Here is a 15,213-nt window from a genome sequence, read left to right on the forward strand (position 1 = left end):
GTCGTGTGCTTTTTTCAACTTTTCCAATTCGGAAGGAGTGATGTGCTCACCGGATTGTTCAGCAGCCTTTTTCTCATTGTAAAGTTTGACCCAGCGCATCATGGTAGCATAAGGAATCTCTAACTCATAAGCCACTTCAGTCCCTTTTCTACCTTCTTCAGCAACCATTTTAGCTACGTATTCTTTATATTCGTTTGTATAATACTTTCCCATGGATACACGTCCTTATTAATAATAGTTATAGTTATGCCCTATTATCATCTTTGTGTGTCCACTTTTTAGACTAACTTTAAAATCATTATTAATCTTTGAATTCAGACCATAAATCTTCGAATATTGTTAGATAATCTTTCGAAATCGGCCAATAATCTTTCAAGTTTGACCAATGACCTCCTGAGTCTGACCAATGACTGCTCGTTTACCACTCGGTCTGACAATGACCTCCCGTTTTCCACCAATCAGCTTCCGGGTCTGAACCATGACCTTCCCTTCATTATCAACCGGCACCAAAGTTTGACCATTAATCACCCTGTACAGATCATCACCACATTCCCGTCCGGATCCCTAACCATAAAAAACGAAAAGTCATCAAACCGTACGATGCCTTCAGCAACCTCAATCCCCAACTCATTCACAAACGTGAAAGCCTCATCAATGTCGTCCGTGTGGAAATTAAACAGCGGTTCATCCAACGGATTCAGCTGTTTCCTCTTCCCTGCCGGCCCCGCATCCAGGGTCAGTCCCGTAAAGTGATTCATTTCCAAGTTATAAACGGGATCAGCCACTTCGTTCAAATCGTACTCCTGTCCCAATAATTCCGAATACCACCGTACGGATTCTCTCAAGTTGCTGACATGGACAAACACCGTATTTATCTGGTTACCAACTGGACTTTTCAACAAAAACCACTCCCCTGAATTTTTTCGCCATCACCATTAGAACGTATGGAACACGAAAAACCTTACAGAGGAAATTAATAAATATGATAAAAATAGGCGGCATTGAGCCCGACGCCGAGTTCATCGGCTGCGAGCTTCATGAGATCCCACGAAAAACAGTAAAACTTCCAGTAGGTGATTTCATCCTCATATGCCTCAACATAATGGATGTTGCTCAAATACAGTTTGCCGTCCGCCTTCTTTTCAAATTCGGCCACAACCGGCAAGCCCCACAATTCTCTATATTCAGCCACGATTTCATGCTGCTCGTCCACGATCTGCTTCCAGTCTTTCAGTGAATTCTTCTTCGTTTCATCCAGTCCCATTTCCACTCCAGCATGGGTGATGTCAACGATCACATCTTTACTCAGGATCGAGGCAATGTACTCGGGGTCCTTCGACCTGAATCCCTCGAGCAAAACCGCCAGCGGCCCGTCCGGAGAAAGATCTGCAGTACGAACCTCTCCTGATGCTGGAATGTCGCCAATTTTCTTAAGGACTGCCCTCGCCCTGCTGAGATTGGCATATACCGCGTTCTCCGATGTACCGATAATGCCGGCAGCTTCTTTCGCCTTGAACTGAAAAGCTTCTGTTAAAATTAATGTTACATATTGAACCGGCGTCAAATGGTCGATCAAATAATCCAGATTGTCGATCAATTGAAAATCGAAGGCTGCGCCGTTGTCGTGGTGAAGTTCCTCGATCAGCGGCTGCTCCTGATTACGGTCCCTTCTTTTTTTATCTATCCAAAGATTCGTGGCGATCCTGAATATGTACGCTTTCGTATGAACCGGCTGGTGCATTTTTGCAAGCATTCCGAGGGATTTCAGCAGTGTATCCTGAACGAGGTCCTCTGCATCCCATGGGGACCTCGTCAATTTGTAACAGTACCCCCAAAGTTCGGACCGGAACGGCTCGATCTCCTGTTTGAACCTGTGCTCGATTTCCCTGATTTCATTCCCAAGTGTGTGTAGATTATCCGCTGCCATATCGTCCTCCTACTCATTCTTATCCCAATTATTTCAAACCGGGATCATTAACTCAATAAAAAAGAAAAGGGTTTCTCCTATCAATCTTGAATTAGTTTAAGAGAATTTAATCAAGGAGGAGATAAGTTTGAAGCAACGTGACTTACTTTTATATGTACTGGATTCCGCCTACGATAAAGAGAGTTGGTACGCACCGTTCAAGGATGCAGTCGCAGGGCTGACAGCAGAGCAGGCGATATGGAAACCGTCAGGAAAAGCAGCGAAAAGTATTTGGGAAAATGTAAACCATCTGATGTATTACAAGGAAAGAATGGCTGCAACTCTTGAAGGGCGCGATTGGAATCATCATCTGGACGGCGATGAAACGTTTGCTCTCACGGATCAAAAGGAGTCAGATGAGGAATGGGAAAAAGTCGTTGAACGTGCTGAAAATGCACAGCAACAATTAAGGCAGGCCGTAAGTACGCTGTCTGAAAGCGACATTGAATCCCTTGAAAGAAAATTACTTGACATCTTTATGCACGAAGCCTATCATACCGGGCAAATCATCCAGCTGAGAAAAATGCAGGGATCATGGCCGTCCCAGCGCTAAATTCAACCTCTATCTCCATTCTTTACTCACTCCACAGATTATGTATATAATAAAGATAACAAATTAAACGTAAAAAGGAGCCCCGACTGCCATCAGGACTCCTCCACAACATAAACTGCACCCGGCGTGCAGCGGCTCACAATGAGTCAGCAGAATCGAAGTAATCATCAATTTACCTCATGAGCATGGGGGACGATGGTTACTTCTTTTTTTGCGTAACCGCGATAATTGCTACGATCAATGTTCCGAACCCTATCATGATTTGCAGCACCTCTCCGACAGCAATCATTCAGCGAATCACCTCCCTTCTCCTGGGAGAGTGAGCCGCTGCCCCGCAGCTCTTTATGTTGTGTACTTTCATTATAGCACATACGTTCGGTTTTAATATCCGGCCAAAGGAACCATTATGAAATTTATAAAGGGTGTCAAACCAAAACATTGGAATCTTATGGTAAAATAAAATTATGAAAGGAGATGATCTTCTGACTGTTTTGTTAGAGAACATATTCCAACTTTCCGCTGCCATACTTCTCCTCTGCTCGCTCTTTTACTTCCGTCATTTCAAAAAAACGAAAAAACAACGAAAACTGACTCCATTTGAACTCTCCGTTTATATCATCACTCAAGTGGCAATCTTTCTGTGTGCAGGAAGTTATCTGCTTCTGCTGCTCGATAAATAATTTGGAAGGAAGGGTGGTATCGGCGTGAATTTCTTGCTTTTAATGATATTGGGTTTCTTTTTCATCGGTGTGGCAGGTCTTGTTTATATTAAAAAAAGACTAGAAACCGTTCACTCCATCCTGTGGTGGATTGCGGCCTCCACTGCCTGGGGGATTGTAAACATTTTTCTTGTTGTCTGGTCGTTTCATACGAGTTTATGAGTTTTGTAATTTCTTACAAGGTGGGAACAGATGAAATATGTGAAGGGTATGTATGCCGTGATGGCATTGATGATCGTTATATATTTAATCAGTGAATATATTTTGAAAAGTAATTATTCAGCTATTGCAAGCTGAATCACGGTGGCGTTGTGTTTCTTGGGTACATTGTTTTTCATAAATACGAGATACGTATTTTCAAAGCAAAAGAACGAGAGGTGAATTTCTTGGAGATCGATTATTCGGTGATTCAATCAATGCCGGATGGAGATACGCTCCATGGCATCTTGCAGCTGCATAAGGGGATTTTCGGCAGTGGCGATGATCTAATTAATAAAATGAAGGAAAAACCCCGACTGTTGGTCATGATAGCTAAGCTGAATGAGAATGTAATCGGATATAAAGTCGGGTATGAACTTGACTCCCGCACGTTTTACAGCTGGCTTGGCGGCGTGAGCGCGGATTACCGAAAACACGGGATCGCTTCCCGGTTACTGGGTTTGCAGCATCAGTTTTTAAAAGAAAATGGATATCATATTGTCCAAACTAAGACCATGAACAAGTGGCGGGATATGCTGATACTAAATATCAAACATGGATTTGATGTCATGGAGACATATACCGATAAAAAGGGCCGGCAAAAAATCGTTCTTGAAAAAAAATTAATCGATTTAAAGGAGACAACTTTATGACGAGTACATACGTCAAATGGGGAGAAGCCAGGGTGAAATTGACCTGGAACCCCGTCGCGCAGCTTCCATCAAAAGAGTGTATCACGAGCGTTCACGGATTTTGTTTCAAGGATGACAGGTTGATGCTGGTCAATTTAAATCATCGGGGATGGGATTTTCCCGGAGGTCACATCGAGGAAGGCGAAACCCCTGAGGTATGCATGAAGCGTGAAGCTTATGAAGAAGGATATGTGTCGGGTAGCCTCACCCTTCTGGGGTATATCACTGTCGATCACAATGAAAACCCCGTGTGGGTTGAAAATGGGCTGTATCCAAAAGTAGGGTATCAGGTTTTTTTTCGAATGGATATTGACCAGTTCCATGAATTCAAAGGACAGTATGAGTCGGGTGAGAGAAAGTTGATCAGACCAAGTGAAGTTACTGATTATTATCAGGACTGGAATGGGATTTATCAACAAATTCTGGAGGCAGCTGTAAAGCAGAGGGGATCCTTCTTTTAAGGATAATGCTGACATAGTGTACAGTAAGCCTTTATTTTATGAAGAATGGAGTGGGATGCGTTTGAGGATAAAAATGGTGACGTTGTTTCTGTTGGCAGCTTTATTGTTGTTAACGGCTTGCGGTGCCAAGGATTTCAGTTTTTCCGGAAAATCCGATCACTGGCAGGCTGAGCTGAAGGTGAATCAATCGAGTGATTTTGAGAAGCAGGATTTCGTTTTGAAATATACGGGTGATGAAGTTGAGTCTGTAGAGGATGTCGAGTATGCAGTGGAAAGTATCGATGGATTTGGCAGAACCGGCGCTACGTTAGATAAAAACGGTATAATCAGGGATGGAAACGAAACGGATCCCTCCGGTCGGAAGATTAGTGATGATACAGAAGTCACGGTGACTGTAATGTGGGATGGGCAGTCCGAAACGTTTGATTTGAAGCTTCAAGAATAAGCAAAAAGCTCAGTGTTGAAGCTGAGCTTTTTTTAATGTTTATCGCTTATTGACTGCGGTGTGATTCTGGAAGATGGCTAAGTTTTCTTTGATATGAAGAACCTTCTTCATTCCGACCATGGTTGAGAAAACGCCATTCGTGCGAGTGACAGCCTTTAATACGTTTTGAGGGTCGTTCCCTTCGTCAAAAATCTTTCCCAAATTGAACGGGGCACTGGTAGTCGAATAGATCCCAAGCTCTTGTGCAGCTTCGATGATCGTCAGCCACTTACCGTTTACACGCTGGTTCAGATTTTTGACTGCCTGATTCATCTGTTTATTCAGGGGAAATTGAATGAATTTAAAGTGATGCCCCTCCCCTGCGACTCTTTTTGCGGTGTTCACGGTTTCTTCGATTGAAATATAGCCGTCTTCTTTCGGGGAGTTTAAGAGCCCGCTCCAAGTAGCAAATCCATAGTAGTGGAGATTGCCGCTTTGAACCTGCTCTTCAAAAAACGTGAAAAGCTTTTCCACTTGTTGATAAAATAAATCAGGGCCGAGTGTCATCATGGAGATTTCTGGGTTGTGGATGTAATAAAGATCAATCGTTTCAAGATGGAGATGCTTCTTGCTTTTTTCAATGGCAAACCGGTAATATTCAGGGGCCAGTACGTGTCGGTGTGTGTCGACGATGTTCAGCTCCGATTCTTTGATGATGCCGCCATCCAGGAGGATTTTTTGCAGATAATCCGCCGGGACCAGGTTTGCCTTTATATCCCCGGGTATGATGCCCGCTTTTGTGGAGACGATCACCTCTTCCCTCTTGATTGCGCCACTCTTTATCAAAGAATTTAACACATGGCCGACATCCCGTTCCGATCGCATCCCGCGGTAATTAATCGCCGTATCGATGAAGTTCAGTCCATTCAGCAGCCCATACTCAATCCCTTCACGGTAAAGTGCCGAATCCATCTCATTCATCTCTCCCAGGTGGGTCCCCATGGCTATAGGCGGAGCACAGAACACATGCGACTTACGATAAGGCATCCAGGATTTACTTAGGTATTCACTTGTTCCATTCACTGTCGCGTAACCAGAAATCATCCTTACACCCTCCTTTTTCGTTCTTTTTCAATATAATGGATAAAAAATCCAATTAATAGACTGAACATTTTTTATGGTGTTTGGTATAATTGGGGTATAGGGAAGAACCAAGTCGAATTGACTTGGTTCTTTTTTGTGTTTAAGGAGATATTAAAATGGACTAAATGATTAGGAGTGAAGATATTGCAATCGAAGTTAGTGGTTATTATCCTTCTATGCTCCGTCCTTGTTTCGATAAATGCCGCTCAGGTTATATGTGCCTCTCCCGACTATTTTTATCCTGATAACTGTGACAAAGAGCTGAACGCCTCAAGTGCTTCTGATTACTACTCTTCTCACCCGGCTTTAGAATATAAGGAACTTGATCATGCAGATATTACGATTCGTGAAAAAACCCTCTACCGAGACACATTTAATATTGTTGATCAAGAACTTAAAGGGCATAAACATCTTTTGTGGGAATATAAAAAAAACAAACTTGAAAATGTAAGTCCAAAACGTCAGGTCTATTTTTACTACAGTGTAACGATTAATAAAAAGAATAAGTACCATACACGGAAGGCAATAGTCGATATAGAAACTGGTAATGAAATAGTAGTCGGGGAATCGATTGATTACTGAGCCCCGCTTATAACAGCAGCCATTCTTTTTAAAAATCGACCTTTGGATAAGTCTTTACATGTTTATACCCCACCAACTTCCCGTCTGACCTCACAATGATAATATCCTCCCCGTACGTGATATGACCACGATAATAAGGCTTGACCAGCAGCGTTATGTCGTAGTCCCCTCCAGCTCCGAATATCTGCTTTATCTTCAAAATTTCTGTTTGATAAGCTGCCCAGGTGAGCCCATCCGGTGCACGCTTATCCTCTTTATAAATGATTTCAACAGCCTGATCAATAGGCTCTCTAAGGCTGCTGATTAGAGCATATTTCAGGGTATCGCATAATTCAGTATCAGCTTCAGTTAATGTGGTGGCATCTGCTCGCTGATAATAGCTAAAGAAAAATATTGTCAGACTGAACAGGATTTTAATTTTTTTCAAAGTGGTTCACCTCTTGTTCAGTATTTGTAACTTAAGAAGGGCTATTCCACAATTTATGTGCCTAAATACTTGGATTTATAAGAGTTCTTTGTAAAAATCCGGCTTTTCTAGCCCCCAATCTGGTGGGGTGGGGCATATACGATCCTAATTCAAGATTTATGATCCTAATCTGAGAAATACGATCCTAATTCAAAATTTACGATCCTAAACTTAGAAATACGATCCTAATCCAGGATTTATGATCTTACGAGAATGATTCTAAATAAAAACGCAACCACCCCTCCAAGGCACTACTTACCGGTTAATCAAAGATAGGCACATAACCAAACCAAAAAAGCACTTTTCAAACCAAACCTCACTTCTTATAAACCGTAAACTTCTCCTCAGCTGAAGTCCGCCCGCGTCCCGGCGGCACTTTATCAAAATAGCCCATGTGCAGGAAGCCGGCAATCTTTTCGCCAGGCTCCACACCGAGCAGGTCGCGCACCTTAGGATCATAGATGTGCGGGTTCGTCTTCCAAACTACGCCTAGCTTACGTTCCCAGGCGAGCAGCTGAAAATTTTGAATCAGCGCGCCGACCGCACCAAAATTTTCTTCCCACTGCTTTTGTCTTGGATCTTCTTTCATGACAACGATAAGGAATGCAGCAGGCTGGCTGAAATAGTTCCGTCTGTTTTCCTGCATGTCAGGAGAAAAGGTTTTTACTAAGTCTTCAACAAAGCCGTCCTTTTCTTTTGCAGAAACGAAAATAAATCGCCAAGGTTCGCGAAGCCCATGGTTCGGAGCCCAAACGGCGTCATCTAGAATCTCAAGTACGGTTTCTTCTGTCACTTTTTTATCAAGATAGCCGCTTTTAATCGAGCGGCGCTCACGTATCGTTTTAGCCAAGCTTGAATTTGTTTTATCCATCATTCATTCCTCCGTTGTATAGGATTCTCTCTTTATTTTAAATGATAACAATTATCATTATCACTTTCAAAATGTTTCTGCCTTCCCTCATGAAAAAATCGGCCTATCTTGGAGCCGACCCCACTTCATATTCGCTATGTTTACAAATCCCATCCAAACTCCAAAACCGTATCCATCATCCTATAACCCAACGCCAGATATAAGGAGAGAGCTCCTCCATTATCACCGAAAACACCTAAAGTCGCTTCCTTTTTCCCATGGGCTCTCAGGTGCTTCAAAGCCTCGGTTACAACAGCTTTTGCTACTCCTTTCCGCCTCCATTCAGGAAGAACAAAAATATTCTCAGTTGCGCCGCGTTCTTCTCCCAGGCTCCAGGTCATGACACTGCCGGCCACTTCATTTTTATAGAAAGCGGTAAACTCAGCCCACTCCCCGCCGCCTTTGGTCCATTTCAAGTGGTTGAGACTCCACGGAGCCCCGTTCAAATCTCCCTTCGCTTCCGCTTCAAGATACTGTTCTTCTTCCTGCTGCGAATCCATCTTCCAGTTTTTGATCACCATACCCTCCGGAAGGGGATGATGGGGTATCTCTTCCATCAGATCCCTCTTCATCACTAAGTGCGTCCTTTTCGTATCAAAACCTTTCGACAGATAAAAATCCATTTCCTCCAGGTCTACGGTGGAGATGGTATGGCTGACCCTGACCCTTTTTTCAGGATAACGGTCCCTATATTCAATTGCCCGATTTAAGATGCAGCCCCATAATTCTTCCTGCAGCTTTTCCGGAGGATTCAGGTATTCATTTAACGTAATATCTACATTCAATTTATGCACGAAATCTGCCGGCATGCTGCCATCTTCTATCACAAACCAGGTGGAGTCAGGTACAACGTGAGCGAAACCAAGGATTCCCCCTTCCGCATTTACCGCACAGAAAGTATTTTCTGAAATATAATCATCGTTATATCGATAGGCAAGCATCGCCATAAAATCAACGCCTGCGATTTGGTCTGCATCTTTATCTTGATAATTCCTAATTGTATATGAGTGCCCACGGAATTCTTTCATAGTGACTTCCTCTCTGATTTGTTTGATAGTTTTATATTCTAGGGGCCACTCCTTTTTTCCTTTTTCAGGTAAAAAAAGAAAGCCTGTCCCGGTATGTATTACATACGCCGGGATGGCCTTCATATGACAAGTCAGGATTCTCCCCCAACCAATCACTTCAAATACTCAACTCCGACACCCAACCCCGATAATATCCCAAAATAACCCGGGCAGGTCTTCGACACACAGCCAGGGTCCTGGATGACCACGCCGGGAACCTTTGTCCCGATCAACGCCAGCGACATAGCAACGCGGTGATCGTCGTAGGATTCAAGTGGGGCAGCTTTCGGAATGCCCGGGTGGACGGTCAATCCATCGCAAAACTCCTCGACCCTGATTCCAAGCTTCCCTAACTCTGTACAGATCGCACTGATCCGGTCCGATTCGTGGTGGCGGATATGTTCTACATCCCTGATAGTAATCGGGCCTGATGCGAATGGCGCGATCGCAGCAAGGGTCAGGGCCTGATCGGACATTTCTTTCATGCTGATGTTAAATCCGCCTACTAATGACGGGGTCCCTGTCAGTTCGATATAATCTTCGCCCCTGACAACGGTGCAGCCCATCCTTTCGTACACATCCACCATTCCGATATCAGGCTGATTCGTTTTGATGGAAAGATTATTGATTTTGATCCGACCATTCGTGATGGCTGCCAAAGCCATGAAATAGCTTGCCGTTGAGGCGTCGGCTTCAAGCTCAAGTTCCCTGCCAACATAGTGAGAAACTGGAACCTTCATTTCAGAAAGGTCCTCATTGAAAGCTGCTTTCACACCGAATTGCTCCATCAAGTTCAACGTGATTCTTACATACTCCTTCTGAACGATGGAATCAGGAATCGTCACGGTTACTTCTTTTTTAGCATATGGAGATGCCATGAGGACCCCACTTGTGAATTGACTGGAGACTTTGCCGGAGATGCTCACCCGGCCTCCCTTGATGCCGCATGCTTTTATGCGGATTGGCAGGTACCCTTTTTTATCCAGGTATTCAATCTCGGCACCGAGATGCTCGAGGGCATTCAGCAACGGTTCAATCGGCCGTTCACTCATCCGGCTGCTAGCCTCGATGGTCCAATCGCCTTCTGTATCGGCTGCGAGCGCACCAGGCAGGAAGCGGGCAATCGTTCCAGCAGCCCCGATGTAGACTCCTCCTGCTTTTACCGGCCACTTCCCGCCGCATCCATGGACCGTCACCTTTTCCTGTTCGACTTCGACGTGAACGCCGAGCTTCCGGAGAGCTTCGATGCACCAATAGGAATCATCGCTTTTCAGAATCCCCGTCAAGGTGGTAGTTCCTTCAGCTAAAGCAGCCATAATCAATGCCCGGTTTGTAAAACTTTTGCTCCCGGGTATCGTGATGTCATGGTCAACCCTATTATCTTGTGGTGACAGTTTAACAGCCTGAACATCATTTAATTTGGACCAAGGTGATCTCGCTTTTAGATCTGGACCATTCATGGTAGAACCCCTCTCTATTTATAAAATTGGTCGCTTCCACCGGTTAAAAGTTAAATAACACCAAACTTCCTCAACGCAAACTCTATCCCGTCTTCCCCCGACGGTTTCGTTACGAAATCGGCAGCAGCCTTCAATTTTTCACTCCCGTTGCCCATCGCGATGCCAAGACCGGCCAATTCGAGCATATCAATATCATTTTCGCCGTCGCCAAAGGCAATCGCCTCCGATTGATGGAATCCGAAGTACTCCAGCGTTTTCAAGATCGCCCGTGATTTTGAGACATCCTCCTGCAGAACATTCAAAACATAGGGATGCCATCTCCTGAAAGTAAGATGCGGGAATCTTTTTATGTATTTTTCAACTTTTTCATCATCTGCAAACAGGCACAATAAAAACACATCTTCTTCATGGATGGCGGAATTTGTCTCGGGGTACTCATAAAGAGACAGGGTTTCCTGAAGAGCCGTTGAGATTTTCTCTTCCGCTACCCCATTCATAGTAAACCCTTCGGTATAAAACGACAAACCGTTCTTTTCCAGTTTGGCAAACTCCATTACTTCTTTCACGATTTCCTTCGCCATTGGCACGCTGTGAATTACTTCATGTTGATGCTTGGCGTAACCCCCATTTGCCGTGATAAACGTATCGATTCCCAATTCCTCCAGTTCACTGCACATGGATAACGGCCTTCCAGTCGCAGCCACCACTTTCAACCCTTTGTTTTTCAACTCTTTTACTGCCTCGATTGTGGACTCCGGAATGGTCCCGTCTTCGTGGTGAGTAATCGTTCCGTCTACGTCGAGGAATACGATTTTGTAGGTCATGAATAGCCTCCTTGGAATTCTGTCAATTAACTTAGTAATGATTTACTTGCCTTTAGTTTTATCTAATTCCTTTTCTATTTCTTTATCAGATAATCGTCCTCCAGGGCTTATACCTTTGCTATTAGTTAACAATATCATGCCTATAAGGGCAGCCAAACCTATACAAATCAAGGAAAAAGCGAATCCTTCTTCAGATAACATAACCGATATCAAAGCTGAAGTTAGAAGAACCATTGACATAATTAATGCTCCGAATAACCTGTCCATCGATTGCACCGCTCCCTTTTATCTTGTAATTGTCATACGTTTATCTTTTTTTAATAAATGGAGATGGGATGCCTCATTTCAATCAATATTATGTGGACCATTTGATTTGTTCATTGGTCACTTTTATGATCTCGTTTATTTTAAACTCTACTATTTCTTGAATCTGACCTTCGGAAGTGTAGCCAAGGAAAAATTTCTCGATTTCCCATGCGAGCATCATGGTGGTGTGGTCTATATAAAAGTAATTGAAATCCTGCAGATAATCTTCGAAAGGAATGGCAAGATTTTTTAACTTTTTGTAGTAAGATGTGCTGATGAATTGAATTAAGTTTGGATCATAGATATCCTGGCACAAAATAGTGATATCCCTTAAAGGAGAAGACTTCGCAGCCCACTCCCAATCGATGAACCAAACTTGGCTGTCTTGATAAAAGATGTTTTCTAGATGGGGATCTCCGTGAGTGATGACTTGTGGACATTTCTGCTTGTAATTAGTCACGTTCAACTTTGTATATGTTTGCTCGATCGTCTTACTCCAGTTTGATTCAGCCCAGCTACACTCGTAACATAAACGTTTCAGTTGATTTTTAGCCCATTCCAGCCATACTGAATTCAATGTGTGAACCTTTAACCCTTCTCTTATGTTTACTTTTGAATAATGCAGGGCGGCAAACCTCTTCAAAACTTTTTCTAAAAGAGCTTTTTTATGTTGGGCGGATAAGAGACTGAACTCATTTTTCAAAGGTGAACCCAAGTCATCAATCAAAATAGCCTGGGGGTGTGATGCCCACAGTGTTATTACTTTACTGAAGGGTTCAATACAGGAAGAAAGCATTGAAAAGATTTCAACTTCATTGTTTCGCTCTGATGCGAATTCTTTATAGATCAAACTCGTGTTTTCACCATTTTCCGTCAGAACTTCGAGTCTGTAGATTTCCCCAGCGTGAGCTCCTTGTATAACTTCCATTTTCAGTAACTTCATGTTTTTCTCTGTCAGTCTTTTTTCTATATGGGTCAACGTCTATTTCTCCTTTGTGAAAACGCAGGATACCAGTATTCATCCTACTAAACTCACTGATCCTCGTATTCCTCATATGCGAGATTCATAGCCTGCACTATTTTATGGTCAGCCTCCCCGTGTTCATTTCTATCCGGTACATTCACGACCCCTACAGCAAAGGTATATGGATTATTATTGAAATCACCCATTATACCAAGGTCTACAGCAGCATGTTTCAGACCCCCTGTCATGTGGTTGAGGTGATGTCCTGGAATCGAGCCTATGTCTCCCCTTTGTCTTACCAATCCGTTTATGATCGGAGTCCATAGCATGGGGTGCTTATTGTATCCTTGATAAATCCTCTTCATTAACTCAGCCAATTCAGAAAGCATTCCTTTGTTATCAGGATGTCTCGGATCTTCTTTTACCAGGATAGAACGAAAGTCTGCTTGAATTTCCTCATTTACCTTTTCCCATCCGCCGAATGCACCCACTATACTCTTTGCCGCAAAGCTGTCATGGCAGGCAATCATGACTTCCACCACTTCCCTTAAAGGCAGCGTTTTTCTATCTTGCAGATGGGGATAGAGTTCTTTGCTGTCTTCCTTCGGGTTAAAAGAAACACCCTCTACCATGTCGTCCCAATTCAGACTTCCTTCTTCTGCCCATTTAGCCATGCAATAACCTATGGCCACTTTTGCCGCAGAGGCCATAGGGACTGTGAGTCCTGCATTCCAGGATGCTATCATCTTTTGTTCTTTGATGGAGTAAATCATCATTCCGGCTTGGCCGGTTTCTATTTCTTTTAATTTGTCTATGATTCTATTCAATTGTGTTCACCTGCTTATTTTTACGTCAGTAGATGGGCTGATTCCTGACTTTCTTCTAAAAACCTTCTTACGATTCCATTGTAAATTCCCGGCTCCTCTATATTCGCTGTATGCCCGGTAAAAGGAACTAAGCCCGCATTAATTTTATGGTTTGCTTGCTTCAAGAAGGTGACCGCTTCCACTTCATGCCATTCGCTGCTTCCATTCAGTACTAGCACCGGTACCTTAATCTGTTCAATTTCTGCTTGAGTTACTGCAGGATAATGGAAAGTCATAATATGTAGAACCTTTTTGAGCGTAGCTTTCCACTTTTCTCCGTGCAGGGACATGAAGTGAGCTGCTATATCTCTATCATTCTCCTCAATGTTTAGAAAGTACTCGTTTTGCTTCTCCATACCGCCTTTTAACTCTTCGGGGATAGACGGTGAATAACCTGTAAGGACTATTCCTTTGACTAGATCCGGCTCCCTGAGGGCGATATGCATAGCTAAAGAAGCACCCAATGACAATCCCATGATGAAGCCTTCTCCCTTATTCTTGATTTGAGTGACGACATATTTTAAGGCATCTTCGAAATAATCGTGCGATGCATCAACTGCTGCATTACCGTGCCCCGGTAAATCAATGAGGATGCAATCGTAATCATTACTCATATTGGTAATCTGGTTTGAGAAATGTGTCTCCCCAGTTCCCATAAACCCGTGTAAAAAATAGACCCTTTCTATTGTCATCTCCCCCTCTTATGTACACAATTTATATTAACATATTATTCCATTGTATGGTTAGAACCAGGTGGACAGGTCATGTGACCCATTTTTAAGAGAGTACATAGTAAAAGACAGGTCCGATCAACGGTTCCTGCCCTTTTCAGATATATTTATCTCTGTTACTGAGAAAAATTTGTCTGTTTTAGTTCATTTCTTATCTTAAGCCCTGTTTTTCATCGGAGCTGCCAATCTTTTATGGACTGAAAATGATGAGCGGAACCATTTATGATCCATTTCAGGGATTTATGATCCATTCGACAAAAAATACGCGCCTGTTTCAGGATTTATGATCCATTCCAGAAAAATATGATTCATTTTTGAATTATATGATTCTTTGATAATCATTCTAATCTGCTATGGCACAGCACCACAATAACTTAAGTGGGATCTATCCCACCGACCCGCCGCAAAAGGGGCTGGCCGATTTAAATGACTTTCGCCACTCCCAAGGCATAGTGTTTGAAAAGTATGTTTTCTACCAGTTCGCCTTCAGATTCTTCGCAGTCTATGATCATGATGATTTCGGAATGGAAGCCTTTCAGTACTCTTCTTCTCTTTTTCATTATTTTTTCAGTGAAAAGACGGATGGCAAAGCCGAGGATGAAACCTGCTGCCGCCCCGATCAGTCCCCAATAGATGGGACCCCATTTCAATTCAAAACCAATACTGGCTCCGATTACTGCAAATGCGGTAGCTAGTGCGGCTCCAATATCAATTAAGGAAGTCCCATCAGAACGGTGCATCGTATCGAATACTTTCCGCTCCTCTGTCATGTTATCAAGGGGGACAATGAAGATATTCTCTTTGGCGATCCCTTTCTTCTCCAATGTCGCCACCGCCAATTCTATATGGATGGTATGTTCGAATGTCGAAAAGAGCTGCAT

The 15,213-nt window shown here is 43.2% G+C and carries 21 protein-coding genes; 6 read left to right on the forward strand and 15 right to left on the reverse strand.

Annotated features, from left to right (window positions below; all coding sequences use genetic code 11):
- The 3 genes from AS034_RS02305 to AS034_RS02315 form a co-directional block, all read right to left on the reverse strand.
- Positions 1-213 (reverse strand): transposase (locus AS034_RS02305; protein ID WP_141687679.1); only part of this gene is annotated, 213 nt, incomplete at its 3' end.
- A 311-nt stretch (positions 214-524) separates the two neighbouring features.
- Positions 525-899 (reverse strand): VOC family protein, encoded by a 375-nt coding sequence (locus AS034_RS02310; protein WP_058298067.1) that lies wholly within the window; start codon positions 897-899, stop codon positions 525-527.
- A gap of 74 nt (positions 900-973) precedes the next feature.
- Positions 974-1,927, reverse strand: coding sequence for an RNA polymerase sigma factor (locus AS034_RS02315; protein ID WP_058297370.1), 954 nt, complete (start codon positions 1,925-1,927; stop codon positions 974-976).
- Between the two features lie 127 nt (positions 1,928-2,054).
- Here AS034_RS02315 and AS034_RS02320 point away from each other — a divergent pair, with 127 nt between their 5' ends.
- A complete protein-coding gene (locus tag AS034_RS02320) occupies positions 2,055-2,519 on the forward strand; it encodes a DinB family protein (protein ID WP_058297371.1) in 465 nt (154 codons plus the stop codon).
- 199 nt (positions 2,520-2,718) lie between these two features.
- Here the strand turns inward: AS034_RS02320 and AS034_RS23105 are convergent, their stop codons facing one another.
- The gene (locus AS034_RS23105; protein WP_231937972.1) at positions 2,719-2,808 is read right to left on the reverse strand and encodes a putative holin-like toxin; all 90 of its coding nucleotides are present in this window, start codon (positions 2,806-2,808) and stop codon (positions 2,719-2,721) included.
- A 415-nt stretch (positions 2,809-3,223) separates the two neighbouring features.
- Between AS034_RS23105 and AS034_RS22910 the strand changes: the two genes are divergently transcribed.
- The 4 genes from AS034_RS22910 (at position 3,224) to AS034_RS02340 (ending at position 5,034) form a co-directional block, all read left to right on the forward strand.
- On the forward strand, positions 3,224-3,400 hold the full coding sequence (locus AS034_RS22910; RefSeq protein WP_169792799.1) for a hypothetical protein: 177 nt from the start codon (positions 3,224-3,226) through the stop codon (positions 3,398-3,400).
- A gap of 224 nt (positions 3,401-3,624) precedes the next feature.
- Complete coding sequence (locus AS034_RS02330) at positions 3,625-4,089, forward strand: GNAT family N-acetyltransferase (RefSeq protein ID WP_231937971.1); 465 nt, start codon at positions 3,625-3,627, stop codon at positions 4,087-4,089.
- Complete coding sequence (locus AS034_RS02335) at positions 4,086-4,589, forward strand: NUDIX hydrolase (RefSeq protein ID WP_058297372.1); 504 nt, start codon at positions 4,086-4,088, stop codon at positions 4,587-4,589. Before AS034_RS02330 ends, AS034_RS02335 begins: the two co-directional genes overlap by 4 nt.
- A 61-nt stretch (positions 4,590-4,650) precedes the next feature.
- On the forward strand, positions 4,651-5,034 hold the full coding sequence (locus AS034_RS02340; protein ID WP_141687649.1) for a hypothetical protein: 384 nt from the start codon (positions 4,651-4,653) through the stop codon (positions 5,032-5,034).
- A 39-nt stretch (positions 5,035-5,073) separates the two neighbouring features.
- On the opposite strand, the gene AS034_RS02345 is transcribed toward AS034_RS02340, so the two are convergent.
- Positions 5,074-6,117: an aldo/keto reductase gene (locus tag AS034_RS02345; RefSeq protein WP_058297374.1), complete on the reverse strand. Its 1,044-nt coding sequence runs from the start codon at positions 6,115-6,117 to the stop codon at positions 5,074-5,076.
- A gap of 183 nt (positions 6,118-6,300) precedes the next feature.
- On the opposite strand from AS034_RS02345, the gene AS034_RS02350 reads away from it, so the two are divergent.
- Positions 6,301-6,738, forward strand: a complete 438-nt coding sequence (locus AS034_RS02350) for a hypothetical protein (RefSeq protein WP_058297375.1) — start codon at positions 6,301-6,303, stop codon at positions 6,736-6,738.
- A 28-nt stretch (positions 6,739-6,766) separates the two neighbouring features.
- On the opposite strand, the gene AS034_RS02355 is transcribed toward AS034_RS02350, so the two are convergent.
- From AS034_RS02355 to AS034_RS02400, 10 genes are all read right to left on the reverse strand, one after another.
- Complete coding sequence (locus AS034_RS02355) at positions 6,767-7,165, reverse strand: DUF3888 domain-containing protein (RefSeq protein ID WP_058297376.1); 399 nt, start codon at positions 7,163-7,165, stop codon at positions 6,767-6,769.
- Positions 7,166-7,520: 355 nt separating this feature from the next.
- A complete protein-coding gene (locus tag AS034_RS02360; RefSeq protein ID WP_058297377.1) occupies positions 7,521-8,075 on the reverse strand; it encodes a nitroreductase family protein in 555 nt (184 codons plus the stop codon).
- 140 nt (positions 8,076-8,215) lie between these two features.
- Positions 8,216-9,142 carry a GNAT family N-acetyltransferase gene (locus AS034_RS02365; RefSeq protein ID WP_162266018.1) on the reverse strand — a complete coding sequence of 309 codons (927 nt, stop codon included), beginning with the start codon at positions 9,140-9,142 and terminating at the stop codon, positions 8,216-8,218.
- Positions 9,143-9,294: 152 nt separating this feature from the next.
- Positions 9,295-10,641 carry a 3-phosphoshikimate 1-carboxyvinyltransferase gene (gene aroA, locus AS034_RS02370; RefSeq protein ID WP_058297379.1) on the reverse strand — a complete coding sequence of 449 codons (1,347 nt, stop codon included), beginning with the start codon at positions 10,639-10,641 and terminating at the stop codon, positions 9,295-9,297.
- A gap of 50 nt (positions 10,642-10,691) precedes the next feature.
- Positions 10,692-11,465 (reverse strand): Cof-type HAD-IIB family hydrolase, encoded by a 774-nt coding sequence (locus tag AS034_RS02375; RefSeq protein ID WP_058297380.1) that lies wholly within the window; start codon positions 11,463-11,465, stop codon positions 10,692-10,694.
- A gap of 42 nt (positions 11,466-11,507) precedes the next feature.
- Entirely contained in the window at positions 11,508-11,732 is a 225-nt protein-coding gene (locus tag AS034_RS02380; protein ID WP_058297381.1) for a hypothetical protein, read from the reverse strand.
- Between the two features lie 88 nt (positions 11,733-11,820).
- The gene (locus tag AS034_RS02385) at positions 11,821-12,750 is read right to left on the reverse strand and encodes a phosphotransferase family protein (RefSeq protein ID WP_058297382.1); all 930 of its coding nucleotides are present in this window, start codon (positions 12,748-12,750) and stop codon (positions 11,821-11,823) included.
- Between the two features lie 53 nt (positions 12,751-12,803).
- Positions 12,804-13,562 (reverse strand): serine hydrolase, encoded by a 759-nt coding sequence (locus AS034_RS02390; RefSeq protein WP_141687651.1) that lies wholly within the window; start codon positions 13,560-13,562, stop codon positions 12,804-12,806.
- 20 nt (positions 13,563-13,582) lie between these two features.
- Complete coding sequence (locus AS034_RS02395; RefSeq protein WP_074439942.1) at positions 13,583-14,293, reverse strand: alpha/beta fold hydrolase; 711 nt, start codon at positions 14,291-14,293, stop codon at positions 13,583-13,585.
- Between the two features lie 461 nt (positions 14,294-14,754).
- Positions 14,755-15,213, reverse strand: a complete 459-nt coding sequence (locus AS034_RS02400) for a hypothetical protein (protein ID WP_058297383.1) — start codon at positions 15,211-15,213, stop codon at positions 14,755-14,757.

This window comes from [Bacillus] enclensis (assembly GCF_001456935.1).
In the GTDB taxonomy this organism is placed as follows: Bacteria; Bacillota; Bacilli; order Bacillales; family Bacillaceae_B; genus Rossellomorea; species Rossellomorea enclensis.

Bases quoted from the DNA above. Each gene is read 5' to 3' on its own strand.
- AS034_RS02315 (WP_058297370.1), bottom strand. From the start codon at position 1,927: ATGGCAGCGGATAATCTACACACACTTGGGAATGAAATCAGGGAAATC.
- AS034_RS23105 (WP_231937972.1), bottom strand. From the start codon at position 2,808: ATGATTGCTGTCGGAGAGGTGCTGCAAATCATGATAGGGTTCGGAACA.
- AS034_RS02335 (WP_058297372.1), top strand. From the start codon at position 4,086: ATGACGAGTACATACGTCAAATGGGGAGAAGCCAGGGTGAAATTGACC.
- AS034_RS02345 (WP_058297374.1), bottom strand. From the start codon at position 6,117: ATGATTTCTGGTTACGCGACAGTGAATGGAACAAGTGAATACCTAAGT.
- AS034_RS02360 (WP_058297377.1), bottom strand. From the start codon at position 8,075: ATGGATAAAACAAATTCAAGCTTGGCTAAAACGATACGTGAGCGCCGC.
- AS034_RS02365 (WP_162266018.1), bottom strand. From the start codon at position 9,142: ATGAAAGAATTCCGTGGGCACTCATATACAATTAGGAATTATCAAGAT.
- aroA (WP_058297379.1), bottom strand. From the start codon at position 10,641: ATGAATGGTCCAGATCTAAAAGCGAGATCACCTTGGTCCAAATTAAAT.
- AS034_RS02375 (WP_058297380.1), bottom strand. From the start codon at position 11,465: ATGACCTACAAAATCGTATTCCTCGACGTAGACGGAACGATTACTCAC.
- AS034_RS02380 (WP_058297381.1), bottom strand. From the start codon at position 11,732: ATGGACAGGTTATTCGGAGCATTAATTATGTCAATGGTTCTTCTAACT.
- AS034_RS02395 (WP_074439942.1), bottom strand. From the start codon at position 14,293: ATGACAATAGAAAGGGTCTATTTTTTACACGGGTTTATGGGAACTGGG.
- AS034_RS02400 (WP_058297383.1), bottom strand. From the start codon at position 15,213: ATGCAGCTCTTTTCGACATTCGAACATACCATCCATATAGAATTGGCG.